This is a genomic window from Sphingopyxis sp. 22461 (genome assembly GCF_052044915.1).
Classification (GTDB): domain Bacteria; phylum Pseudomonadota; class Alphaproteobacteria; order Sphingomonadales; family Sphingomonadaceae; genus Sphingopyxis.
In genome coordinates this window covers 250,937-274,870 of record NZ_JBQENY010000003.1, presented here as the reverse complement: position 1 = coordinate 274,870, position 23,934 = coordinate 250,937, and the positions used below count along the sequence as shown (strand labels likewise).

21 protein-coding genes are annotated in these 23,934 nt (G+C 65.0%); 7 read left to right on the top strand and 14 right to left on the bottom strand.

The features are described 5' to 3' along the window. Nucleotides 1-162: 162 nt before the first annotated feature. Genes ACTJI5_RS06210 through ACTJI5_RS06200 form a run of 3 tightly spaced genes read right to left on the bottom strand, consistent with a single transcriptional unit; the run spans nucleotide 163 to nucleotide 1,423 of the window. Complete coding sequence (locus tag ACTJI5_RS06210) at nucleotides 163-630, bottom strand: SRPBCC domain-containing protein (RefSeq protein ID WP_440859722.1); 468 nt, start codon at nucleotides 628-630, stop codon at nucleotides 163-165. After that, nucleotides 627-953, bottom strand: a complete 327-nt coding sequence (locus tag ACTJI5_RS06205; RefSeq protein ID WP_440859721.1) for an ArsR/SmtB family transcription factor — start codon at nucleotides 951-953, stop codon at nucleotides 627-629. The genes ACTJI5_RS06210 and ACTJI5_RS06205 overlap by 4 nt, the downstream gene beginning before the upstream one ends. Continuing rightward, the gene (locus ACTJI5_RS06200; protein ID WP_440859720.1) at nucleotides 950-1,423 is read right to left on the bottom strand and encodes a VOC family protein; all 474 of its coding nucleotides are present in this window, start codon (nucleotides 1,421-1,423) and stop codon (nucleotides 950-952) included. The genes ACTJI5_RS06205 and ACTJI5_RS06200 overlap by 4 nt, the downstream gene beginning before the upstream one ends. Before the next feature lie 103 nt (nucleotides 1,424-1,526). Between ACTJI5_RS06200 and ACTJI5_RS06195 the strand changes: the two genes are divergently transcribed. Further along, a complete protein-coding gene (locus ACTJI5_RS06195) occupies nucleotides 1,527-2,456 on the top strand; it encodes a glutaminase (protein WP_440859719.1) in 930 nt (309 codons plus the stop codon). A gap of 173 nt (nucleotides 2,457-2,629) precedes the next feature. On the opposite strand, the gene ACTJI5_RS06190 is transcribed toward ACTJI5_RS06195, so the two are convergent. After that, complete coding sequence (locus ACTJI5_RS06190) at nucleotides 2,630-3,040, bottom strand: septal ring lytic transglycosylase RlpA family protein (RefSeq protein ID WP_439512216.1); 411 nt, start codon at nucleotides 3,038-3,040, stop codon at nucleotides 2,630-2,632. 133 nt (nucleotides 3,041-3,173) lie between these two features. After that, the gene (gyrB, locus tag ACTJI5_RS06185; protein WP_440859718.1) at nucleotides 3,174-5,750 is read right to left on the bottom strand and encodes a DNA topoisomerase (ATP-hydrolyzing) subunit B; all 2,577 of its coding nucleotides are present in this window, start codon (nucleotides 5,748-5,750) and stop codon (nucleotides 3,174-3,176) included. Nucleotides 5,751-5,857: 107 nt separating this feature from the next. Between gyrB and ACTJI5_RS06180 the strand changes: the two genes are divergently transcribed. Beyond that, complete coding sequence (locus ACTJI5_RS06180) at nucleotides 5,858-6,292, top strand: hypothetical protein (RefSeq protein WP_439512217.1); 435 nt, start codon at nucleotides 5,858-5,860, stop codon at nucleotides 6,290-6,292. A 300-nt stretch (nucleotides 6,293-6,592) separates the two neighbouring features. Here ACTJI5_RS06180 and ACTJI5_RS06175 read toward each other — a convergent pair whose 3' ends face one another. The 8 genes from ACTJI5_RS06175 to ACTJI5_RS06140 are packed head-to-tail and all read right to left on the bottom strand — an operon-like array spanning nucleotide 6,593 to nucleotide 13,900. Further along, the gene (locus ACTJI5_RS06175) at nucleotides 6,593-7,096 is read right to left on the bottom strand and encodes a hypothetical protein (RefSeq protein ID WP_440859717.1); all 504 of its coding nucleotides are present in this window, start codon (nucleotides 7,094-7,096) and stop codon (nucleotides 6,593-6,595) included. Nucleotides 7,097-7,098: 2 nt separating this feature from the next. Then, nucleotides 7,099-7,800 carry a nitroreductase gene (locus ACTJI5_RS06170; protein WP_440859716.1) on the bottom strand — a complete coding sequence of 234 codons (702 nt, stop codon included), beginning with the start codon at nucleotides 7,798-7,800 and terminating at the stop codon, nucleotides 7,099-7,101. Next, on the bottom strand, nucleotides 7,787-8,659 hold the full coding sequence (locus ACTJI5_RS06165; protein ID WP_440859715.1) for an RDD family protein: 873 nt from the start codon (nucleotides 8,657-8,659) through the stop codon (nucleotides 7,787-7,789). The genes ACTJI5_RS06170 and ACTJI5_RS06165 overlap by 14 nt, the downstream gene beginning before the upstream one ends. Further along, a complete protein-coding gene (locus tag ACTJI5_RS06160; RefSeq protein ID WP_440859714.1) occupies nucleotides 8,656-9,696 on the bottom strand; it encodes a stage II sporulation protein M in 1,041 nt (346 codons plus the stop codon). The genes ACTJI5_RS06165 and ACTJI5_RS06160 overlap by 4 nt, the downstream gene beginning before the upstream one ends. Beyond that, the gene (locus ACTJI5_RS06155; RefSeq protein ID WP_440859713.1) at nucleotides 9,693-11,009 is read right to left on the bottom strand and encodes a DUF58 domain-containing protein; all 1,317 of its coding nucleotides are present in this window, start codon (nucleotides 11,007-11,009) and stop codon (nucleotides 9,693-9,695) included. Before ACTJI5_RS06155 ends, ACTJI5_RS06160 begins: the two co-directional genes overlap by 4 nt. After that, nucleotides 11,006-11,968: an AAA family ATPase gene (locus ACTJI5_RS06150; protein WP_439512222.1), complete on the bottom strand. Its 963-nt coding sequence runs from the start codon at nucleotides 11,966-11,968 to the stop codon at nucleotides 11,006-11,008. Before ACTJI5_RS06150 ends, ACTJI5_RS06155 begins: the two co-directional genes overlap by 4 nt. Next, complete coding sequence (locus ACTJI5_RS06145; protein ID WP_440859712.1) at nucleotides 11,958-13,193, bottom strand: DUF4350 domain-containing protein; 1,236 nt, start codon at nucleotides 13,191-13,193, stop codon at nucleotides 11,958-11,960. Before ACTJI5_RS06145 ends, ACTJI5_RS06150 begins: the two co-directional genes overlap by 11 nt. Continuing rightward, on the bottom strand, nucleotides 13,190-13,900 hold the full coding sequence (locus ACTJI5_RS06140; RefSeq protein WP_310250281.1) for a DUF4129 domain-containing protein: 711 nt from the start codon (nucleotides 13,898-13,900) through the stop codon (nucleotides 13,190-13,192). Before ACTJI5_RS06140 ends, ACTJI5_RS06145 begins: the two co-directional genes overlap by 4 nt. A 132-nt stretch (nucleotides 13,901-14,032) precedes the next feature. On the opposite strand from ACTJI5_RS06140, the gene ACTJI5_RS06135 reads away from it, so the two are divergent. Together ACTJI5_RS06135 and ACTJI5_RS06130 are read left to right on the top strand one after the other, a co-directional pair. Then, nucleotides 14,033-16,234 carry a thiamine pyrophosphate-dependent enzyme gene (locus ACTJI5_RS06135; protein WP_440859711.1) on the top strand — a complete coding sequence of 734 codons (2,202 nt, stop codon included), beginning with the start codon at nucleotides 14,033-14,035 and terminating at the stop codon, nucleotides 16,232-16,234. Beyond that, the gene (locus ACTJI5_RS06130; RefSeq protein ID WP_440859710.1) at nucleotides 16,231-17,277 is read left to right on the top strand and encodes an ACP S-malonyltransferase; all 1,047 of its coding nucleotides are present in this window, start codon (nucleotides 16,231-16,233) and stop codon (nucleotides 17,275-17,277) included. The genes ACTJI5_RS06135 and ACTJI5_RS06130 overlap by 4 nt, the downstream gene beginning before the upstream one ends. A gap of 172 nt (nucleotides 17,278-17,449) precedes the next feature. Here the strand turns inward: ACTJI5_RS06130 and ACTJI5_RS06125 are convergent, their stop codons facing one another. Further along, nucleotides 17,450-18,103 (bottom strand): response regulator transcription factor, encoded by a 654-nt coding sequence (locus ACTJI5_RS06125; RefSeq protein WP_440859709.1) that lies wholly within the window; start codon nucleotides 18,101-18,103, stop codon nucleotides 17,450-17,452. Between the two features lie 383 nt (nucleotides 18,104-18,486). On the opposite strand from ACTJI5_RS06125, the gene ACTJI5_RS06120 reads away from it, so the two are divergent. From ACTJI5_RS06120 to ACTJI5_RS06110, 3 genes are all read left to right on the top strand, one after another. Then, on the top strand, nucleotides 18,487-19,083 hold the full coding sequence (locus tag ACTJI5_RS06120) for an RNA polymerase sigma factor (protein WP_310250294.1): 597 nt from the start codon (nucleotides 18,487-18,489) through the stop codon (nucleotides 19,081-19,083). Beyond that, nucleotides 19,080-20,123, top strand: coding sequence for a FecR family protein (locus ACTJI5_RS06115; RefSeq protein ID WP_440859708.1), 1,044 nt, complete (start codon nucleotides 19,080-19,082; stop codon nucleotides 20,121-20,123). Before ACTJI5_RS06120 ends, ACTJI5_RS06115 begins: the two co-directional genes overlap by 4 nt. Before the next feature lie 101 nt (nucleotides 20,124-20,224). Continuing rightward, complete coding sequence (locus ACTJI5_RS06110) at nucleotides 20,225-23,650, top strand: TonB-dependent receptor domain-containing protein (protein ID WP_439512228.1); 3,426 nt, start codon at nucleotides 20,225-20,227, stop codon at nucleotides 23,648-23,650. The last annotated feature ends 284 nt before the right edge of the window (nucleotides 23,651-23,934 follow it).

Genomic DNA, 23,934 nt, shown 5'->3' with positions numbered 1-23,934 from the left:
CGCGAGGCGCGCGCAATCTTTCTCTCGTCGTCAGCTAACGACCGGTTGCGGACGCCTCTTCTCCCCTCCCGCTTGCGGGAGGGGTCGGGGGAGGGCCTGTTTCGGCCGCGACCGCTATTTGACATGCCCTCCCCTAGCCCCTCCCGCAAAGCGGGAGGGGGACTAAAGCCCCGCTTCCATCTCCTTGAGCAACCCTCGCCAAAACTCGCCCAGCCGCCGCTGGAACAGCATCAGCTCGAAGCCGTGCCGCGCGACATGTTTCTGCGGGATCGCATCCCAGCCGCGATGCTCGACCGTCACGCGCGTTTCGTCGCCGACCGCCTCGAACCGCACATCGACCTCGGTCGCCTGATCGGCCTTGAAACTCGGCAGTCGCCAGCCGAACGCCAACCGCTCGCCGGGCAGCCAGTGATGCACCGCGCCAATCTCCCACTCTTTGCCGTCGTCGAAGCGCGTCACGAGCCGCCCGTCCGGCCCCGTGGGGTCGAAGCGCAAAGCGCCGTCGCCGCGCCGCGACAGCTGGAACAGGGGATGGCTCTTCCACCATAGCCCGATATCGCGCGTGAAGGCGGTAAAGGCGACGTCGGGCGTCACACCGATACGCAAGGCGACGATCACCGCAGCGGTCATGCGCCGCCCTCGACATGGCGTTTGAAAGACGCGAGCTGGTGCGACCACAGCGCCTCGGTCTCGACCAGCCATTGTTTGAGCTCGGTGGTCGCACCGTCCTTGAGCGAATAGATGCGCACGCGCGCGTCGAATGCCGGATGGCCGTCCTCGACGAGCCCGCCTTCCTTCAGCGCGCGCAAATGGCGGCTCATCGCGGGCGGCGCGAGGCCGAGTTCGCCCGCGAGTTCGCCCGCGCTGCGCGGGCGCTCGCCCAGCAGCTCGATCGCGCGCCGCCGTTTCGGATCGGCGAGCGCGCCCAGCATCCGGTCGAGCGCGGCGCTCAATCGTCGAGCCGCGTCTTCGTCGTGAACCCGCCCTCGGCGTCCCATTGTTCGGCGGTTTTCGCCTCGACCGTCACGCCAAAGGTCCAGATATGCCCTTCGGGGTCTTTCGCGCGGTAGCTGCGGTCGCCGTAGAATTGCGTCTCGGGCTCGGCGATGATGTCGGCCCCCGCCGCGCGCGCCTTTTCGCAATGCGCGTCGATATCCTCGCCCACTGCCAACTGGATATGCACCGACTGCGTGTTCTTGCCGCCAATCGATTTGGGGCTCTTGTGATCGTCGGACCATTCGCTGCCGACCATCAACGTCGATGTGCCAAAGCCCATTTCCGAATGGGCGAGATTGCCGTCGGCGTCGAGCAGCACGAAAAGCGGTTCGAAACCGAACGCCTCTTCCAGCCAGCGGAACGCCGCCTTTGGGTCCTGATAGCTGACGGCGCTTGAAAGGCCCTTGCCGCGTGGATGATCGACCATGTCTCATTCTCCCGATTCGCTGCATTTGATTTCCAATATATAGAATATTTCTAGAAAAATGAAAATAAATGCTTTGCGCGGCGATTATGCTAGGCGAAGCGCCATGACCGACGATCTGCGCAACCATATCGACGAGGCGATGAAGCTCGCTGCGGCGCATCTCGGCCAGGGGCGTGTCGCCGACTATATTCCGGCACTCGCCAAGGTCGATCCGAACAAGCTCGGCTTCGCGCTCGCGCTCCCCGACGGCACCGTCCACACCTCGGGCGACGCCGACGAGCCCTTCTCGATCCAGTCGGTGTCAAAGGTCTTTACGCTCGCGCTCGCGCTGCGCCGTGTCGGCAGTTCGCTGTGGGACAGCGTCGGGCGCGAGCCTTCGGGATCGGCGTTCAACTCGATCGTCCAGCTTGAAAGCGAGCATGGCATTCCGCGCAATCCGCTGATCAACGCCGGCGCGCTGGCAACCACCGACCGGCTGATCGACGGGCGCAGCGGCGACGCCGTCGCCGACGAGATCGTCGATTTCATGCGCGCGCGGGCAAACGACGAAGACGTCGGGATCGATTTCGACGTCGCTTTCTCCGAATCCGAAACGGGCGCGCGCAACCGCAGCCTGTCGCATTTCATGGACGCGTTCGGAAACCTGAAGCACCCCGTGGAAACGGTGGTCGGCGTCTATTTCCGCCAATGTGCGATCGCCATGTCGTGCCGCCAGCTCGCGCGCGCCGGACTCTTCCTCGCAATGGAGGGCCGCGATCCACGCACCGGCGAGCAACTGATCGAGGCGCACCGTGCGCGGCGCATCAACGCGATCATGATGCTCTGCGGCCACTACGACAATAGCGGCGAATTCGCCTTTCGCGTCGGCCTGCCGGGCAAGAGCGGCGTCGGCGGCGGCATCCTCTGCATCGCGCCGGGGCAGGGATCGATCGCGGTCTGGTCGCCCGCGCTCAACGAGGCGGGGACGTCACTCGCGGGCGCGGTTGCGCTCGAACATTTTGCTTATGCGGCGGGGTGGTCGGTGTTCGATTAGCGGGGAGCGGGAGCTGGGGGGTGGTGAGCGGACGTTTGCTATCCCAACTTCGTCATCCCGGACTTGATCCGGGATCCACGACGACGGCGCGGCTATGGATCCCGGATCAAGTCCGGGATGACGATGAGAAGAAGGTCCACAATCGGTCGGTAGGAGCCGGTTGCCAGCATGGCTTAATCGTCGTTGAGAAGCGCCAGCTTCACGCGCGCGGTGCCGCTGCGTTGCATGCCGATTTCGCGTGCCGCGGCGTGGCTGACGTCGATCACGCGGCCGCGCGAAAAGGGGCCGCGGTCGTTGATGCGTACCACGACGCTGTCGCCGTTCGAGGTGTTGGTGACGCGCACCATGCTGCCGAAGGGAAGCGAGCGATGCGCTGCGGTGAACTGGCCGGGGTCGAAGCGTTCACCGCTCGCGGTGCGGTTTCCGGCAAGTTCGTTGCCGTAATAGCTCGCCACGCCGCCGCCGATTTCGGTTTCTGTTTCGTCGACAATGTCGGCGATCGGATTGTCGGTGACTTCGACTTCTTGCGCCGCGGCCGAGACCGTGAGCAGAAGCGGCATCATCATGGCAGAAAAGACCCGCATGACATCATCCCCTTGTCAGAGGAGGCGCCAAAAGCAGCGGCGGCCTGCCAAGGCAAGCCGCCGCGCGTTGGATTGAAGTGATTTTGCGTCCGGATGTGCGATTTGTTCGGTTTTAACCGAATAATAACTGAACTTAGACGTCCAGATTCGCCACCGACAGTGCGTTCGTCTGAATGAAATCGCGCCGCGGTTCGACCTCGTCGCCCATCAATCGTTCGAAGATTTCGTGCGCGACATCGGCTTGTTCGGCCTCGACGCGGAGCAGCGAACGGTTCGACGGGTCGAGCGTCGTTTCCCAGAGCTGCTCGGCATTCATCTCGCCCAACCCCTTGTAGCGGCTGATCGCGAGACCCTTGCGGCTGTGCGCGAAAATCGCCTCGAGCAGTTCGGACGGCCGCGTGATCGGCGTGACCTTGCCGGCGGTCGCGGCGGGCAGGTCGCTGTCGCTCGCTTCGGCAGCGTCTTCGGCCGCGTCGGCGGCAGCCAGCGCGGCGGCGTCGGCGGCCATCGCCGCGGCGCTGCTGCCCTTCACCAAACGGCCCGGATGGGCGTAGGTGTCGGCCTGTTCGCCCGCGAGCTTGTGCAGGCGGCGTGCCTCCTGGCTCGCGAGGAAAGCGGCGTCGACCGCGTGATGGTCGCTCACCCCGCGCCAGCGCTTTTCGAGCGTATAACCGCCGCCCGCCGCGACGATCGTCCATTTCGCTTCGGCGCCCCCGGTCAGCGCGCGTTCGGCGGCGTTGAGCCATTCGGCCGCGCGCACGCCCGCCGCGGTGCGGCCAGCGCTGTCGAGCTCGGGATCGAGCGCGCCGTTCAGCGCCAGGGCTTCGATGAGTTCATAATTATGGCCGCGCGGGACATAGCGCATCAGCGCGCGCAGACGCCGGCCATGCTCGATCAGATCGCGGAGGTCCGCGCCCGACCGCGCCCCGCCCGTGGTCTCTAACATCAGCGCATCGATACCGCCGTCGACAAGGTAATTTTCGAGCGCGGTATCATCCTTCAGATACACTTCGCTGCGCCCCTTCGCGACTTTATAGAGCGGCGGCTGGGCGATGTAGAGGTGGCCGCCCTCGATGATCTCGGGCATCTGGCGATAGAAGAAGGTGAGCAAGAGCGTGCGGATATGCGCGCCGTCGACGTCGGCGTCGGTCATGATGACGATCTTGTGATAGCGCAGTTTCTCGAGGTTGAACTCGTCGCGGATCCCGGTGCCGAGCGCCTGGATCAACGTCCCGACTTCCTTCGACGAGATGATGCGGTCGAAACGCGCGCGCTCGACGTTCAAAATCTTGCCCTTGAGCGGCAGGATTGCCTGAACCTTGCGGTCACGACCCTGCTTCGCCGATCCGCCTGCCGAATCGCCCTCGACGAGGAAGAGTTCGCATTTGGTGGGGTCGCGTTCCTGGCAGTCGGCGAGCTTGCCGGGGAGCGAGGCGATGTCCATCGCGCCCTTGCGCCGCGTCAGTTCGCGCGCCTTTTTCGCAGCTTCGCGCGCGGCGGCGGCGTCGATGACCTTCTGGATTACCGCCTTGGCATAGGCGGGATTTTCCTCGAGCCATTCGGTCATCCGGTCGGCCATCAGGCTTTCGAGCGGCTGGCGCACCTCCGACGAGACGAGCTTGTCTTTGGTCTGCGACGAGAATTTCGGATCGGGCAGCTTGACCGAGACGATTGCGGTCAGCCCTTCGCGCATATCCTCGCCGGTCAGCGAGACTTTTTCCTTCTTCAGGATGCCCGACTTGTCGCCATAGCCGTTGAGCGTACGTGTCAGCGCGGCGCGGAACGCCGCGAGGTGCGTGCCGCCGTCGCGCTGCGGGATATTGTTCGTGAAGCAGAGGACATTTTCGTAATAGCTGTCGTTCCACTCGAGCGCGACGTCGATGCCGATGCCGTCGCGCTCGCTGCTGATCGCGATCGGGTCGGGGAGCAGCGCGGTCTTGTTGCGGTCGAGATAGCGCACGAACGCGCCGATGCCGCCTTCGTAGAACAGATCATGGCTGACATGCTCGGCATGGCGTGCGTCGACGAGCTTGATGCGGACGCCGGAGTTGAGGAAGGCGAGTTCGCGATAGCGATGCTCAAGCTTCTCGAAATCGAATTCGAGAACATTCTTGAACGTCTCGGTCGACGCCTGAAAGGTGACGCGCGTGCCCTTCTTGCCCGCGGGGGCAGGGCCGTTGACCTTGAGCGGGCCGACCGAATCGCCATGTTCGAAGCGCATCCAATGCTCTTCGCCGTCGCGCCAGATCGTGAGTTCGAGCCATTCGCTGAGCGCGTTGACGACGCTGACGCCGACGCCATGCAGTCCGCCCGACACCTTGTACGCATTGTCGTCGCTGGTGTTCTCGAACTTCCCGCCGGCGTGGAGCTGGGTCATGATGACCTCGGCCGCCGAAATGCCTTCCTCGGCGTGGATACCCGTCGGGATGCCGCGGCCATTGTCCTCGACGCTGACCGATCCGTCGCTGTTGAGCGTGATCAGCACAAGGTCGCAATGCCCCGCGAGCGCCTCGTCGATCGCATTGTCCGAAACCTCGAACACCATATGGTGCAGGCCCGACCCGTCGTCGGTGTCGCCGATATACATGCCCGGGCGTTTGCGGACCGCGTCGAGGCCCTTGAGAACCTTGATCGAATCGGCGCCATAGGCGTTGGTGTTGGGCTGGTTGGCGGGCGCGACCGGCGCCGTATTTTCTGGGGTGTCCGTCATAGCGATTATATAGGGTCGAAGGCAGCAAAACCCAAGCGAAAATGCGGCTCTCGGTCGTGTCGCGACGAGCGTTGCGCGGGGGCGTCGTGGCGGCTAGTTTCAGAGGCATGAAACATCGTCTCGTCTTCCCCGCCGCCGCCCTTCTGACCGCCGCGCTCGCCGCGTGCAGCCAGCCCGCGCCACCCGCCGAAAACGCCCCCGCGGTTGCCGGCGAACCCATTGCTACGCGCGCGGTGATGATCGGCACCGAAGGGCCGAGCCTGCCCGCCTGTTCGAGCATCAGCCGCGTCAAGACGGGCGGCACCGACGTCTATTGGGCGCCGGCCGAAACGCGTGCGGTCAAGGCGAAGCTCGCCGGCGGCGCAAATGTGTCGCTCTGCGAAGCCGCCGAGAATGACGCGTGGTTCGGCGTCGTCTTCGCCGCGCCCGGCACCGATCCCGACATGTGCGGCGTCGGCAAGTCGGTGCCCAATGCCCGCGAATATCAGGGGCCGTGCCGCTGGGGCTGGATCAAGGGCGGCACGGTGCAGCTGGGCGGCTAAAGCCACAAAAACCCCGCATGCGCGGGTTCGATCTGTGTCTTTTGTGGCTTTAAGGGCGTGATGCGGAACGTGTCGTGCCGGGCGATGATCGACGATTCAAAGAGCCAGCGATCAGGCTGGCACAGCCGGATAATGTAGGAAAGCGGGGTTTTCCTTCGTCACCCCGGGCTTGACCCGGGGTCCCGCTACCCTTCCTCGGATGGGTCGAGACGTGACAGCTGGAGAAAAAAAAGAAGCGGGACCCCGGATCAAGTCCGGGGTGACGATGTTGGATGGGTCAGCTCGCGGAGCGAATGCCGGCTACCGGCAATCCTCGATCACGCGGCCGATTTCGGACTGCACGGGCAGCGTCATCGCGCCGCCGCCGGGCGTTTCGAGCGCGAAGCGGCCGCGGCTGAAGGCGATGCGGTCGAGCCGCGGGTCGCGGTTCGCGAGGTTGGCGCTGCCGTTATCGAAGCGGATCCGGTCGGTCCCCGCGCTCGTCCGCAGGCTGACATCGCCCGCGAGCGCCGATGTCATCCGGATGCCGCCGCCGCTGCACGTCAGGCTGAGCAGCGGGTTCGCGCTGCCCGTCGGGACGAACGCGGCGGTACGGCTGCCGCTATCGTAACGCCATGCGCCGGCGTTGACCGCGCGGTCTTCCCAGCCTGCCGTGGGGGTCGGCAGCGGAGCCGGAGTTGGCGCGGGTGCGACGGGTTGCGGGGGCGGCGGTGCGACGGGTTTCGGGATCGCGGTGCAACCCGCGATAACGAGCATCAGCGCGCCCAGGGCGCCATAGCGAAAACCCGGTTGCTTGCTGATCATCTTTAAAATCCTTGCCAATCAATCACGTCTTCGATCGATGCGCGCGGCACCGGCCACTGGTTCACCGCCGCTTCGGTATCGGCATAGCCGATCGCGAGCCCGGTGAACAAAATCTGCCCGTCGTCCAGCGCCAGCGTGCGGCGGATCGTTGCGCCGTACATTGCCCAGCATTCCTGCGGGCAACTGGCAAGGCCATGTTCGACGAGCAGCAGCATCACCGATTGCAGCCACATGCCCATGTCCGACCATTGCGGCGGGCCCATGATGCGCGAACAGTGGAGGAAAAGCATCACCGGTGCGCCGAAACCCCGGTAATTGTCCATGAACTGAGCGATACGCCCGCGCTTGTCCTCGCGCGGGATGCCGAGCGAGGCGTAGAGCGCTTCACCGACGCCGAAGCGGCGCGCTTCCCACGGTTCGGTCAGCCCCTTCGGATAGATATCATATTCGGGCTCATAGCCCTCGCGCCCCATCGCGGTTCGCGCGGCGACCGCATCCTTCACCGCCTGCCACGGCGCGCCGGTCACCAGCGTTGCCTGCCACGGCTGGAGGTTGCCGCCCGAGGGCGCACGCTGCGCGGCGGCGAAGATGTCCTTGAGCAAAGCCTGATCGACCGCCCGATCGGTAAAGGCGCGCACCGAACGGCGCGCGTGGAGCGCATGGGCCACGCCATTCTCAGTTGCGGGGGTGTCAGTCGCTGGCATATTTATCCTCTCGCCGCTTGCCGAACAGCAATTTGCGTTCGAGCCGGGCTTTCAACTGGCGGTAGTAGGAAAGCAGGAAGACGTCATCCTCTTCGGCGATCGCGCGCCCGATCTTGGCGCGGATCGCGTCGGCGACCTCGCGCATCGCGCGCGGATCGCGGCCGCGAAGCACGCGCTCGAGTTCCTGAAGCTCGAAAATGCCATAGACGGCGAGTTCGGCCTCGGTGAACGCGATCGCCTCGCCCGCGGCCTCGACCCCGATATCGGCGTCGAGCTTCACGCGCTGCGCCATCACGACCCAGGTTCCCGCGATCAGGTCGCCCATCCGCATCCGGTCGCGGTTGAACAGCAGGAACAGGCTGAGCGTCAGTGACCAGAGCACGCCAGCCAGCATGAGCCAGCCCGACACCGCATCCTCGGCCACGCCCACGCCCAGCATCATCAGCGGCAAAAAGATTTCGAGCTCGCGGATCAAATTGCGCGCGACGACCGCATCGGCGGTAAGGCGCCCGCCGTCGCGCGCGACGACGCGGATGCCCATCAGCCTTTTGCCCGGGGTCGCCGCGCGCGAACCCAGCTCGAACCCGATGAACCAGAAGGTGCGCAGCAGAAAGGCGCCGAGCATCCAGATGACCTCGGTGACATCCGACTGCGAGGCGACGCCGATCCACAGCATGGCCAGCCAGAAGAGCAGGAGCGCGAGCTGGATCAGGATCAGGTCGATCAGCAGGGCGCCGAACCGCAGCCCCGAGCCCGCGATCTTCAATTCGAGGTCGACGCCTTCGGGCGTGATGAACTGACGGATTTTTTTTGCGCGCGCGGCGCGCTGTCTGGCATTGGCCTCTGCAGCGGCGCTCATGTCACATCCTCGCGTCGCGGGATGTAATAATAAGCGAGCCAGAACAGCAGCATCAGCGAACCGATCGCATAGCGCAGCATCGTATCGGTGATCAGCTGGCGGCCGAAGCCTTCGAGCAGGCCCGCGGCGAACAGCATCAATATGACCCCGACCATCACCTTGCCCGCGGTGCGCCCTGCATCCGCCGCCGCCTGCAGCCGTCCGCGCGCGCCGGGAAAGACGACCGCGGCGCCGATCCTGAGGCCCGCGGCGCCCGACAGCGCGGCGGCGAACAGCTCGGTGGTGCCGTGGATGAACAGCCAGCCGCCGAAATCATAGCCCAGCCCCTTGGCCGAAAAGACCGCCATCATCGCGCCGAGCCCGATGCCCTGATAATATTCGAGCATCATTGTCGGCACGCCGAATGCGAAGCCCAGCGCGAAGGACAGGATCGACACCTGGCTGTTGTGCGTGAACAAATAGGTCGCGAAGACGTGCAGCCCGCTCTCGCCCTTGCTCGCCGCCGCCTTGCCATGGCCCAGCGTCGATTGCAGGAACTCGGCCGTCGCACGCGGGTCGCGGCCGCCCGACATCTCTTCGGGGACGAAGTTGAAATACCATTCGGGGTTGCTCGCGACGAGCGAATAGCTGGTCAGCGCGCCGAGCAGAATGATCAGCGCGATGATGATCGTTTCCTTCCACACCGATCGCACCGCGGCGGGCCAGTCGTAGAGGAAAAAGCGGCGGAGGCGGTTCCAGCGGCTTTCGCGCACGCCATAGACGAGGAAATAGCCGCGGATCGACAGCGCCTCGAGATGATCGAGCAGCGCCTTGTCGAGGCTCGTCGCGCGCGCGATCGACAGCGATGACAAGGTGGCGCGATAGAGCAGCGGCAGTTGCAGCAGCTCGTCGCTGGTCAGCGCGGCGGCGCCCTTTTTCTCGAGCTTGGAAAGCAGCAGGTCGAAGGCGATCCAGTCGGCCTCGCGCTCGGCGCGAAAGCGGCTCGTCGAAAAGCTCGGGGCGTCGAGCGCGCGCGCCGGGGCTGCGGGCGGGATCACAGGCTGCCCGCCCGCTTGATGCCGAGATAGGCTTCGACCGCGCTCGCCCCCATCGCGTCGGCGGGCACTTCGATGACGTCGGCGCCGAGGCGCTGGAGCCGCGCGATGACGAGCTGCCGGTCGCGCAGCATCGCCGCGGCGACGTTCGCGCGCGTGACGTCGGCGCCGCTTTCGGGACGGCGGCGCTCCTCGGCCTCGACCTCTTCGTCCTTGATCACGACGAACAGCAGGCGGTGCTTCTTCACCAGCCGGCCGGCGGCGCGGATCATCAGGTCGGCGCTCGTCGCGTCGGTGAATTCGGTGAACAATATGATCAGCGAGCGGCGGTTGAGCTGCGTCGACAAGGTCGTCAGCGCGAGAGTGAAATTGCTCTCGACATGCGCATAGTCGATCAGGCTCGCGGCGCGCTGCAACGCCGGGAAATCCTGCGTATGCATATAGGCGGGGGTCAGCGTCTGCGGCTTTGCGGCAAAGGAAAAGAAGCTGATCCGGTCGTTGAGTTTCAGCCCGACATAGGCGAGCAGCAGCGCCGCCGACACCGCGCGGTCGACGCGCGGCATGCCGCCGACGGGCTCGGCCATCGTCCGTCCGCTGTCGATCGCGAGCACGACGCGGTTGTCGCGCTCGACGCGATATTCCTTGGCGAGCAGTTTGACGTGGCGCGCCGACGCATTCCAGTCGATCGCGCGCCGGTCCATCCCCGGCTGATATTCGGCGAGCGCCTCATATTCGGTGCCTTCGCCGCGAAAGCGTTGTTGGCGAAGGCCAAACCAGCTGTTGCGCTGGAACAGGCGGCTGCCCTCGTCGGTCACCGCGCGCAGGCTGGGAACGATTTGGATTGCGCCGTCGATCGCGAATTTGCGTTGTTTCCAGACGAGCCCGAGCGGCCCCGCCCAGCGGATCCATAGCGCCTCGACCCGTGCCTGCCCGCGCCGCGATGCGGTGAGCGTCAAGGTGCGGGCGAGCGCGTCGCCCACGGCCGTACGGCGCATATCGTTCGCGAGCCGCCCGCCCTCGGCAAGCCGTTCGTCGAGTGCGAGCGCGAGTTCGGCGCGCGGGGGCACCGCTCTCCCGGTCGCGGTGAGCGACAGGTCGAACGGGTCGCCGACCCCGACCTGATGCGGAAAGCGCGCATCGAGGCTCAGGTGACGCGGATTGGCGCCCGCGATCGTGTCAAGGATCAGGCAGGCGACGATCACCCCGATCCAGCCGGGCGCGACGAGCCACAGCTCGGGCCGGATCAGCCCGAGCGCGAGCGCCATCGGGGCGCCCGCGAGCAGCAGATAGATCGCGCGCCGGGTGGGGTAGATCACCGCGGCACGTCCTCGCGTTCGAGCAAGGCCGCGACGACCTGCTCGACGTTGCGCCCTTCGATTTCGGCGGCGGCCGACAGGATGACGCGGTGGCGCAGGACGCCGGCGGCGAGGCGCTGGACGTCGTCGGGGATCACATAGTCGCGCCCGTCGAGCGCCGCCGCGGCGCAGGCGGCGCGCGCGAGCAGGGTCGCGGCGCGCGGGGATGCGCCGCATTCGAGGTCGGCGCTCTCGCGCGTCGCGCGGACGATGCGGACGATATAATCGACGATCTCGTCAGCCAGCCGCACCGTGGCGATCGTGTCGATCGCGGCTTCGATCGTCTTGGCGTTCGCCACCTCGGTGACGCCGAAATCGGCGACCGCGGGGCTTTTGAAGCGCCCGCCATGGTCGGCGACGATGCGTCGTTCCTCGTCGGCGGCGGGATAATCGACCACGAGCTTGAACAGGAAGCGGTCGAGCTGCGCCTCGGGCAGGGGATAGACGCCCTGCTGTTCGATCGGGTTCTGCGTCGCGAGCACGGTAAAGCGCGGGCTCATCGCATGCGCCTCGCCATTGATCGTCACGCGCCGCTCCTGCATCGCCTCGAGCAGTGCGGCCTGCGTCTTGGGCGGGGTGCGGTTGATTTCGTCGGCGAGCAACAGCTCGGTGAAGATCGGCCCCTTGGTCAAGGTAAAGCTCGACGTCTGGAAGTTGAACAGGTTCGACCCCAAAATGTCGCCGGGCATCAGGTCGGGGGTGAACTGGATGCGCCCGAACCCGAGCCCCGTCGCGCGCGCAAACGCCTGCGCGAGCAGGGTCTTCGCGGTGCCCGGCGGGCCTTCGAGCAGGACATGCCCGCCTGCGAGCAGCGCGATCGTCACCATGCGGGTGAGCGGCCCCTGCCCGAACACGACCTTGGCGACCTCGCCCTCGATCGCTGCGCCGAGGGCCCGAACGCTCTCGATATTAGCTGTCACGGAGTAGATCCTTCCTGATGTCGTGCAGCGCTTGCGCGCCCTCTAGAAACTCATGCGTATTGCGCGCGAGCGGCAGGCGCCGCGCGAGGCTGGAGAACAATTCGCTTCCCGCGTCCAGATGCCTGTCGATCCAGCGGTCGGTCGCTTCGGCGTCGAGCCCGCCGGGAGCATGCAGCCGCCGCGCGATCGCGATGCGCTGGCTCTTCACAAAGGCGTCGGCGCCGTCGAGTTCGCGCCGGGCCTGCCGGATCAGGTCGGCGCTGTTCGCGATCAATGCCGCCTTCGACACCGGGATCGCACGGCGAGGATTGAGCGCCGGGCCGAACCGCATCCACGCCTGCCACAGCGCGAGCAGCCCCGCGGCGATCAGGCAGAGGGTGATGCCGATGAAGGGCGGGACGAAGGCGAAGCGCAGCAGCGAGCGCTGGCCGCCGAATCCGTTCAGCGTCAGGTCGAACGCCAGCGCGTCGGTGTCGGCATCCTCGGCAACCGCGTCGATCAGCATGGCGGCGCCAAGCGCGCCGTCGCGCGACGCAAAGGCGAAATTGTCGACAAGGTCGGGGTCGGCGAGGATATAGAGATCGCCCTCGCTGACCCGGGCAAGCACCGCGCCGCCGCTCGGCCCCGCGATCAGCGTTTCTAGAACCTGGCCTTCGACCGTTTGTACATTGGCCGGCAGGTGCGCGGTGAAACTGCGCCCGGCAATATGGGCCGGCACCGCCTGCGCCTTGCTCGGCCGCGCCTCGATACGCACGCTGCCGAAACGACCGGCGGGAAACATCTTGGCCGGCGGTTTGACAGGAAAACCCAGGCTGACCCAGCCCGGTTTCGGCGTATGGCCCGGGATCGCGGCGGTCTGCCATTTGGGCAGCACGACGATCGCGCGGGCGCCCCCCTGCATGTCGAGCAATTCGGCCAGTTCCTCGACACGGGTGCGGTGCGTCGGGGTCAGGATCAGCAGCGGCTGGTTCTCGCCATAGCGCGAGGCGGCGACGCGGCGGCGAAGCTCGACATCGGCACCGGCGCGTTCGAGCAGGTCGACGATGCCGGCATAGCCGGGCGCCGCCTTGGACAAGGCGTGGCCGCCGCCGTCCTTGCCGCTGCTGATTTGCGGACCGAGCGCTATCAACGCCCAAAGTGCGATGAAGGCGACGATGCCGATCGCCACCACCCCCGCGATCAGGCGCGGATTAAAGCCGTGATCGCCCGCGGCGTCGTCGGTCATGCCCGCGCCCAATTCTTTGGCACCGTCAGTTCGGCATAAGCATTGCGACACCGCTCCCACGCCGTCGCGTCGATGGCGCGTCCCCCGAACAGGCTGATCTCGACCGCGCGCGCGATGCGGCTGAACGCGCCCCGTGCGACCGCGGGCAGGTCGTGCGCTTCGGCGAGGTCGCGCGAAGTCATCGCGGGTTTGACGAGCCCGGGGCGGCGTCCTTCGATATCCTCGACGCTGCGATAGAGCAGAAGGTGCACCGCTTCGGCATAACGCCCCTCGGCGGCGAGCGCGTCGGCTTCGGCGAGGAGCGCGCGCGCCGCGCCGGCTTCGGCCAGCCCGGCGGCGTCCTCGGCGTCGTCACCGCCGGCCTTGCGGCGGAACGGCAGATTGTCGACCCAGCGCGCGAAGGCGGGGACGAAATGATAAAGAAGGAAGAGCAGTACCAGCGCCACCGCGATCCACATCAGCGGCTTGGCGGCGGGGGCGCTCCAGTTAAAAAAGCTGCCGATCGCGTCGAGCAGCGACTTCAGCCACTCGGGCGTCGGTGGCGGGGGCGGCGGTGGGGGTGGAAAGGCGGTCTGGATCTCGCCGCCTGCGATCGTCTGGCTATAGCCCGGATCGACGAGTTCGGGGTCGATCAGCCATCCCCCGCCCGCATCGGCGCTCGATGGTTCGGACGCGGCCGACGCCTGGGCGATCCACATCGACATCATGTTGAAATTATTGTCCCGCCCCGGTCGATCATCGCGGTAAGTGGTAGCGCGAGCCTCGTCGGGAAGGCAAGACATGCTTGCGTGCGAAACTACCCCGTTCTAGCGCGCGACAATATCAGACGGAGGACCAAGGTGGACGCAGCGCAGGCGGTGCATGAAAAATTCCTGGCGGCGCTGGCCGAAGGACGATTGCCCGATCGCGCCGACGCGCCCGATCCCGCAGTGGTCGGCCTGTCGCGCGCCGAGGCGACCGATATCTTCCTGTCGCAGCTGACCAGCCGCCAGATGGACCGGCTGTCGCGCCATTTGCAGGCGCGCGGCGAAGGCTTTTATACGATCGGATCGTCGGGGCACGAAGGCAATGCCGCGGTCGCCGCGGCGCTGCGCGTCACCGACATGGCGTTTCTCCATTATCGCTCGAACGCGTTTCAGCTCCACCGGTCGCGCCAGCTTCCCGGCGGGACGCCGACGTGGGACATGCTGCTGAGCTTCGCCGCGTCGTCCGAAGACCCGATCTCGGGCGGACGGCACAAGGTGATCGGATCGAAGCCGCTCAATATCCCGCCGCAAACCTCGACGATCGCCTCGCACCTGCCCAAAGCGGTCGGCGCCGCCTTCTCGATCGGCATCGCGCGCCGCCTCGGTATGACCGGGCTGCCGCTGCCCGATGATGCCGTCGTGCTGACGAGCTTTGGCGACGCGTCGGCGAACCATTCGACCGCGCAGGGCGCGTTCAACACCGCGGGCTGGGCGGCGTTCCAGGGTTCGCCGATGCCGCTCATTTTCCTCTGCGAAGACAATGGTATCGGGATTTCGACGCGTACCCCGACGGGCTGGATCGAGGCGCAGTTCCGCCACCGCGCTGGGCTGCACTATATCAAATGCGACGGCACCGATTTGGTGTCGGCCTATGCCGGGGCTGCCGAAGCCGCCGACTATGCGCGCCGATACCGTAAGCCGGTCTTCCTCCATATGGCGACGGTGCGCCTCTATGGCCACGCCGGCTCAGACGTGCAGGGCGCGTATCTGCCCAAAGCCTTGATCGAGGCCGATGAGGCGCGAGATCCGCTGCTCGCGGGCGCCGCGCTGATGGCCGAACATGGCTGGATGTCGCCCGCCGAGATCGCCGACGCCTATGAGGAGATCGGCGGCACGCTCGCGCGGCAGGCCGAGGCGGCGATCCTGCGCCCGAAGATCACGACCCCGAAGCATGTGATGGAAAGCCTGATCCCGCCGAAGCGCGAGGTCGCTCGTGTCAACACGCCGACCGACGAAGACCGCAAGGCGATGTTCGGCAGCGACGCCGGCGCGATGGACAAGCCGCAGCATATGGCCCGGCTTTTGAGCTGGGCGCTCGCCGACCTCATGCTCGCGCACAAGGAAATTATCGTCGCGGGCGAGGATGTCGGGCCGAAGGGGGGCGTCTATAACGTCACCGCGAAGCTCCACCAGCGCTTCGGTTCGGCGCGCGTCATCAACACCTTGCTCGACGAACAGGCGATTCTCGGGCTCGCGATCGGCATGGCGCACAACGACTTCCTGCCGATGCCCGAGATCCAGTTCCTCGCCTATGTCCACAATGCCGAGGACCAGATCCGCGGCGAGGCGGCGACGCTCAGCTTCTTCTCCGACGGGCAATATACCAACCCGATGGTGCTGCGCATCGCGGGGCTCGGTTATCAGAAGGGCTTCGGCGGCCATTTCCACAACGACAACAGCCTCGCGGTTTTTCGCGACATTCCCGGCGTCATCCTCGCGGTGCCGTCGAACGGGCGCGATGCGGTCGCGATGCTGCGCGAGTGCGTGCGGCTCGCGCGCGAGGAACAGCGCGTCGTCGTCTTCGTCGAACCGATCGCGCTCTATATGACGCGCGACCTGCACGAAGAGGGCGATGGCCTGTGGACGAGCGCCTATGAGGCGCCGGGCTCGGGCACGCCGGTCCGTTTCGGCGACGTCGGGGTGCATGGCAACGGCACCGACTTGGCGATCGTCACTTATGGCAATGGCTATTACCTGTCGCGTCAGGCCGAGAAATTGCTCGCCGCCGACGGCGTCAAGGCACGCGTGATCGACCTGCGCTGGCTCGGCCCGGTCGACGAGGAGAAGCTGGTCGCTGCGGTCGGCGATGCCAGCCGCATCCTGATCGTCGACGAATGCCGCATCACCGGATCGCAGAGCGAGGCGCTGATGGCGACCTTCGTCGAGCGCACCCCGGGCAAGAAACTCGCGCGCATCGCCGCCGACGACAGCTTCATCCCCTTGGGCCGCGCGGCCACGCTGACCCTGCCGAGCCGCGATTCCATCTATGCCGCCGCGAAGGAGCTGCTGGCATGAGCGCGCGGAAGACCGCGATCGTCGTCGCGCCGGGTCGCGGCACCTATGGCAAGGGCGAGCTTGGCAGCATCGCGCGGCTGCACGGCGCACGCTTCGGCGCGCTGATCGCGAATTTCGATGCGCAGCGCCGCGAGCGCGGCCAGCCGACGGTGAGCGAACTCGATGGCGCCGACCGCTTCAGCGTGAGCACGCACATGCGCGGCGATGTCGCGGCGCCGCTGATCTACACCGCAACCGCGCTCGATTGGCTCAGCATCGACCGCGACCGATATGATGTCGTTGCGATCGCGGGCAATTCGATGGGCTGGTACAGCGCGCTCGCGCTCGGCGGCGCGGTTTCGGTCGAGGACGGCTTTCGCATTTCGAACGCGATGGGACTCAACAGCCAGACGCACGGGCCGGGCGGGCAAATCCTGCTGCAAGTCGTCGACGAGGATTGGCGGCCGGTGCCCGGGCTGCGCGAGACTTTGTCTGCCCTTGTCGCCGAGATCGGCGCGCGTCCTGGCCACGCGCTCGCGCTCTCGATCGACCTTGCCGGGATGCTCGTGCTCGCGGGCAATGAGGAAGGGCTCGCCGCCCTCCTCGCCGAAGCGCCGCCGACGCCGGGGCGCGATCCGCTGCGCCTCGCGGGCCACGGCCCCTTCCACACCCCGCTGATGTTCGGCAGCTCGGACAAGGCGATGGCCGAACTGCCGCATTCGCTCTTCCACCGCCCCGCGCTGCCGCTGGTCGACGGGCGCGGGCATATCTGGCGGCGCCATGCGAGCGATCCGGCGATGCTGTGGGATTATACCTTCGGCCACCAGATCCTCGCGCCCTATGATTTCGCGCTGTCGGTGCAGGTCGCGGTGAAGGAATATGCCCCCGACGTCATCATCCTGCCGGGGCCCGGCGACACGCTCGGCGGCGCGATTGCGCAATCGCTGATTGGCATCGGCTGGCAGGGAATCCGGAGCAAGGCCGATTTCGCGGCGCGGCAGGCGGCCGACCCGATCCTGCTGTCGATGGGCCGCGCCGAACAGCGTGCGCTGGTCACGGGATAAGATAGGGCCGGCAGGGGAGGAACATCCCCTGCCGGCCCGTTCGCATGGAATCAGGTGGGGTTGACCCCATGCGGATGAACGGCAGCGCCAATGGGGACCAACTCAAGGGCGGTACACCGTTCATGTCCCTTATAGGCGCGCTGCGCCGCATCCGGCCGGGGCTCCTGCACAATCAAGCGCCAAAACGGAGCGGATTGCCCGGCGCGCCGCGCGCGAACTCGGCGATGAACTGGAGCCGGAGCAATTCGGCGACATTGCCGGCGCCGGCGCGGCGCATGATATTCGCGCGGTGCACTTCGACCGTGCGCGGGCTGAGTTCCAGCTGACGCGCGATCGCCTTGTTGCCGAGCCCCGCCGCGATCGCATCCAATATGTCGCGCTCGCGCGGCGTCAGCGCCGCCAGCCGTGCCTCGGCCTCGCGGTGCCGGTCGAGCGCGTGCTGCCGTGTGCGCCAGTCGGCGAGCGCCGCATCGATCGTGCGGCGGACGAGGCGCGGGTCGAGCGGCGCGGGAAGCAGATCCTGCGCCCCGCCGCGCAGGATCGCGCGCGATTCGGCGATGCTCAGCTGTTCGGCGGCGACAAAGGCGACGATCGCGGCGCGCGCCGCGACGCGGTCGAGCAGCGCGGCGCCGCCGGTTCGCCCGGGCTGGCGCCAGTGAAAGAGCAGGATTCCGCAACTATCCTCACCCTCGGCTTCGATCCACGCGTCGGCGCTGGCAAAGCTGCGTACGATCCGTTCGGACCCCGCCGCGAGCATGCGGAAACAGGCCGCCCGCTCGGTCGGGTCGGGCAGGATCAGATGGATATGGCCCCCGCTTTCGGTCACGATAATCGGGATGCCGGTTAAGGCTGCGCGCGAACAGCGGCGAAGGGTCGGCGATGGCGCCATTTTGGAGCCGCCGATGGTCTGCGATTGCCCCCGCGGGTCAGTCGGCCGGATTATGCTTGGCGAGAAAGGTTTTGATCGAGGTCAGCAACGTCATTCGAGCGGCCTGGCGCGTGAAATAATGGTCGGCGAGCGGGACCGACACGAACTCGACCGTCTTGCCGTGGATGAGCAGCAGCGGCGCCTTGATTGTCAGGCAATACTTTCTTCAGTTAGATAAAAAATCAAATGTTACCGGTTACGTAGCCTTGTTCTCCCGCGCGCGTGTCGATCTTCTGGAGATCAGGGGCCGGGGCATTTGAATATTCAGACCTCTACGCGACTTGAGCGGGAGCCTGCGCCGAAAAAAACGGGGCGCATTTGGCCCGGATAGCCGTCTTGTTTTTTGGAGAGGGAAAAAAGGGAGAGACGTGACGGCGGAACCCGCCTCCGAACTGGAGCGGTTGACCCGGAAGTTCCGGCCGCCGCTGATCGCCTTTTTTTCCCGACGCGTTGCCAGCCTCGCGGAAGCCGAAGACATGACCCAGGAGGTTTTTTTGCGGTTATCGAACGCGCAAAGGGGCGACGAAGAGACGAGTGCCGCCTATATTTTCCGGATCGCCGCCAATCTGGTGACGGATCGGGCGCGCCACGACCGTGTGCGCCGGAACTTCGCGGACGCGGTACGAAGCGACGCCAGCGCCGGCGTTGACGGCTTTGACCCCTTTCGGATCGCTTCGGCGCGCGAATCGATTTCGATCCTGTGGGCCGCGATCCAGGCGCTTCCCGAGCCGACGCAGCAGATTTTCATATTGTACCGGGTAGAGAATATTCCGAAGCAGACGATCGCCGATAATTTCGGATTTCACCTCCGCACCGTCGACAAGCATATTTCGCGCGCCCTCGTTTTTCTGGCCCGCCGGATGGAGCGACGGCCATGATCGTTCCGCAGAATGACAATGATCGCGTCGCCGAGCGGGAGGAGCAGGCGGCCGCCTGGTGCCTGCTCATCGCCGACCGGGCGCTGACCGTCAGCGAACAAAGTGCCTTCGACGAATGGCTGGCGGCGGACGAGCGCCACGCCCACCATTTCGAGCAGATGGTAACAGTGTGGCAGGGAACCGATGCGATCGCCGAAATGCCCGGCTTCCTGTCGCTCCGTGCCGAGGCTTTGACCGCGATGGAAAAAGCGCGCCGCGCGGCAGAGCCCGCTCCGACGCGCCGCCGGGCGATCGCGACGATGGCCGCGCTCGCGATGGTCACGGGCATGGGCGCCTGGTATTGGAGCGAGGGGCCCGACGTCTATTCCACCGAGGTCGGCGAGCGGCGGATCGTCCGGCTCGACGATGGGTCGAGCGTCTCGCTCGATGCCGCCAGCCAGATGTCGGTGTCCTTCACCGACCATCGCCGCGCGATCATACTCGATCGCGGCCGGGCAAAGTTCGACGTCGCAAAGGACCCGCTCCGGCCGTTTACCGTGACCGCGGGGTCGCAATCGGTGGTGGCGATCGGGACGAGTTTCAGCGTCGAACTGCTGCGCGATCAGCTTCGTGTCCTGTTGTTTGAAGGACAGGTCGCCGTCGTTCCGCGCGGCGCGGTCGCAGGGCATATCAAGGCGCGGCGACCAGTCGCGCAGGCGACGACCCAGCTTTTGCCCGGGCAGGAACTGGTCGCCAGCCTTTCATCGGGCGCGACAGAAATCCTTCCCGTCGATGCGGGGCGCTCGCTGGGATGGGAAGGGGGGCAGGTCGATTTCGTTGATATGCCGCTGAGCGATGCGGTCGAGCGGGTCAATCGGTACGCGGCATCGCCGATCGTCCTTCGCGATGCGGCCGCCGGCCGTCATCTCGTCAATGGCGTATTCGATGCGGGCGACGCCGACAGTTTCGTTAAGGGCGTGACGTCGCTCTATCCGTTGGCCGCGCACGAAGAGGGCGGCAAAATCATTATCGAAACTGTAAATTTGAGTAATGACGAATAAAAAATGGACCAAAGATAAAAATCCGGGGCGCAATCTTGTGGGTGGTTCGTCTTTATGACAGAGGGGCAGCAATATCGATCCCTCGCATAGAGGGAGAGGGTATGTCAAAACGTCGTTATTTGTTGTCGAGTCTTGCGCTCGGCGCGTTGGTTGCCGTGTCGGCACCTGCCTATGCTGAAGTGCGCCAGGTTCAGCAGTTTGATATTCCGGCCCAGGATCTGGGCGGCGCATTGCGCGCTTTTGCGCGTGCATCGGGCGCGCAGGTGATTTTCGACGGCAAGGCGGTGCGGGGCAAGCGCAGCGAAGGCTTGCGGCACCGGTCGGGCGCCGAGGAGGCGCTCCGCGAACTGCTGCGCGGGACGGGCATGACCTATCGGCGCAATGGCAAGATCTTCATCGTAAGCCCGATGCGCCGGATCGCGCAGCTTCCGGTCGAGATGGCGAGCGCCGCGCCGGTCGCGGCCGCGTCCGCCGCGCCGGGGCAGGAGATCAGCGACGGCAGCGAAATCATCGTGACGGCGCAGAAGAAAGAAGAAAAGATCATCGACGTGCCGATCGCGCTTACGGCGCTGTCCTCCGCGGCGCTCGACGACCGCAAGATCGAGGGCGGCTCCGAACTTCTTCGCGCGGTTCCGAACATGAACTTCTCGAAGGGCAATTTCAGCATGTACAACATCGCGATCCGCGGGATCGGGACGAAGGCGGTATCCGCCTCGACCGACCCTGCGGTGGCGGTGAGCTTCAACAACACGCCGCTGATCCGCAACCGCCTGTTCGAATCCGAATTTTTCGACATGCAGCGGGTCGAGGTGCTGCGCGGACCGCAGGGAACGCTCTATGGCCGCAATGCGACCGGCGGTGTGGTCAATCTGATACCGGCGCTGCCCGAGCTTCAGGATTTCGGGCTCGATGCGAAGGTGGAGGTCGGCAATTATAAGACGATGCGCGCATCGGCGATGGTCAACGTGCCATTGGGCGACACGCTGGCGGTGCGCGTCGCGGGTGCGCTGACCAGCCGCGACGGGTTCGACTATAACAGTTTTACGGAAAAGCGCGTGAACGGCCGCGAGCTGTGGTCGACGCGCGCCTCGATTGCGTGGGAGCCGGGCGACCGTTTCCGCGCCAATGCGATCTGGCAGCATTTCGACGAGGATGACAATCGGTCGCGCACCGGAAAGCAGTTATGCGCGCGCGATCCCGGGCCGGCGACGGTGGGCGGTATCCGGGTGCCCGACGGGACCCGGAACGAGACGGCCACTCGCCAGGAACTCGATTTGCGGTCGCGGCTCAGTCAGGGCTGCCTGCCCGTTTCACTCTATGACGATCAATCTTATGGCGCGCCTAATGCGGGGGGCTATGCCGCTATCGTCGCCGGCTCCACCGACTATGTCAAAATGGGCTATCGCGGCAGTGATCTTCTGCGCGGATTGGTCCGCGGCGATCCGTTCGCGGGGGTCCAACAATCGCGCAACCTGCGCGAAATCGCAACGAGCATCGATCCGGTCTTCCGCGCGAAGAATGATGTCTTCCAGCTCAACATGGAATTCGACCTCAGCGACGGGTTGAAGCTGGTGTCGCAGACCGCCTATGCGCGCGATCGCTATTATTCGTCGCAGGACTATAATCGTTTCGTCTCGGCGCCCGTGTTCGTGAACACATCGGGATTGATGGATGGGCTGCCGGGCACGCCGGACATCATCATCCCGCGACCAGGCCGGCCGCCTCTCGTCATTCCCGGGCGACCCAGTCCCAATCCGATCGACCAGTCATATGCTGCGCCGGGCGGGATATATTGCGACCCGCAGCTCGGCTGCTCGGACCGGATGCTGTCGATGGATCTCAGCCGGTCGCGCAATCGCCAATGGTCGCAGGAGTTTCGCCTGCAATCGGCGTTCGACGGACCGCTCAATTTCAGCCTTGGCGTCAACTATCTGAACTTCAAATCGCAAGACGACTATTTTGTCTTCAACAATCTCTATTCATTCATCGCCTATAACCGGTACAACCGGGCGACCGGTACGGCAGCGGGGAGCGAGTTCAAATATCGCGATTGTCCGCCCGATGTGACGGATCGGGATTGCATCTATGTCGACCCTAATCCGATATCGTCACTCGACGAAAACGGGCATAATTATTTCCGTAGCCGCAATAATGTCCAGACCAAATCCTGGGCGATCTTCGGTGAAGCCTATTGGAACGTCACCGACGAACTGAAGGTCACCGCCGGGCTGCGGTTCACGCGCGATGACAAGAGCGCGACGCTCTATCCGAGCCAGCTCCTCCTCGGGGGCGGTGCGAACGGCACCAGCGGCGGGAGCATCAGCGGCGGATATCAGGCCAGTGACCCGATCGATCAGCGTTGGTCGAAGCCGACCGGGCGACTGGTGGTCGACTGGAAACCCGACCTTGCGTTCACCGACGACACGCTAATCTATGCCTCGGCGTCGCATGGCTACAAAGGTGGCGGAGCCAACCCGGCGCGCCCCGCGATTAGCGATACGAATGTCCAGTTCGGTGACATTCCCGCGACCTTCAAGCCCGAATATGTCAATGCATTCGAGATCGGGACGAAGAACAGCTTCGACGGCGGGCGGCTGACGCTCAATGCCACCGGCTTCTTCTATGACTATACCGGTTATCAGGTTTCGCAGATCGTCGACCGCATCGCGCTCAACGAGAATTTCGATGCGACGAGCTGGGGGCTGGAGTTTGAGGCAGCCTGGCGCCCGTCACGCGCGTTTCGCGTCGATGCCAATCTCGGCTATCTGCAGACGCGGCTGAAGAAGGGCGCAAGGTCGATCGACGTGATGGACCGCACGCAGGGCAATCCCGACTGGGTTCTGCTTCGTCCCTTCCTGCAGGTCCCCTCGAACTGCATCGCGCCGCGCGCCTATGTCGAGCGGATTCTGCAAAGATCGGCGAATGACAGCGCGTCCGCCGGCGCCGCGCTCTACGGGCTGTGCGGCCAGTCCAGCGGGTTCGGCAATTTCGACCCCAGCAAGCCGGCGGGCTTCTATGCGCAGCAATATGGTTTCACTTACGACCCCTTCGCGCCTTATGACCCGACCAAGGTTGGCGCGATCGTTCCCTATGATCCGGCGAACCCCAATGCGTGGCGGAGCCAGGTCAGCGGTGCGCCCAACGGCGGACGCGGTTTCCAGGCCGATCTTGCCGGGAACGAGCTGCCCAATTCGCCGCGGATCACGGCCAATATCGGGGCGCAATATACATTCTTCTTCGGCGACTGGGACCTCACCGTCCGCGGCGATTATTATCGCCAGTCGAAGAGCTTCGCGCGTGTCTATAACACCGAATATGACCGGCTGAAGGCTTGGGACAATGTCAACGTGGCAGTGACGCTGGCGCGGCCCGATTCAGATCTGACCTTCCAATTCTATGTCAAGAATCTGTTCAACGACGCACCGGTCACCGACTTCTTCACCAACAGCGACGACTCCCTGCTCAGTACCAACGTCTTCACGCTTGATCCGCGCATCATCGGGTTCAGCGCCATGAAGCGTTTCTGATCCAGCGCAGGCTTTACTTCTCCTCCCGCGTAAGCGGAGGAGAAGTTGGGAGCGGGCATGATAATATTGGAACTTTTACTGTTACTTCGGATGGGAAAAGATAATTTATCGGAACAATTAATATAGTTCAAATAAAATATCAATATTCATATGTAGTAGACGGCATTACACTGTCTATTATAGGGGGGAGTTGTTGCCCGATAATGCTGCCAATTAAATAGTAGGTATAATACTTATCAGATTCAGTATTGACCTGATGTGAATCCATACTAAAAAGCAAAATG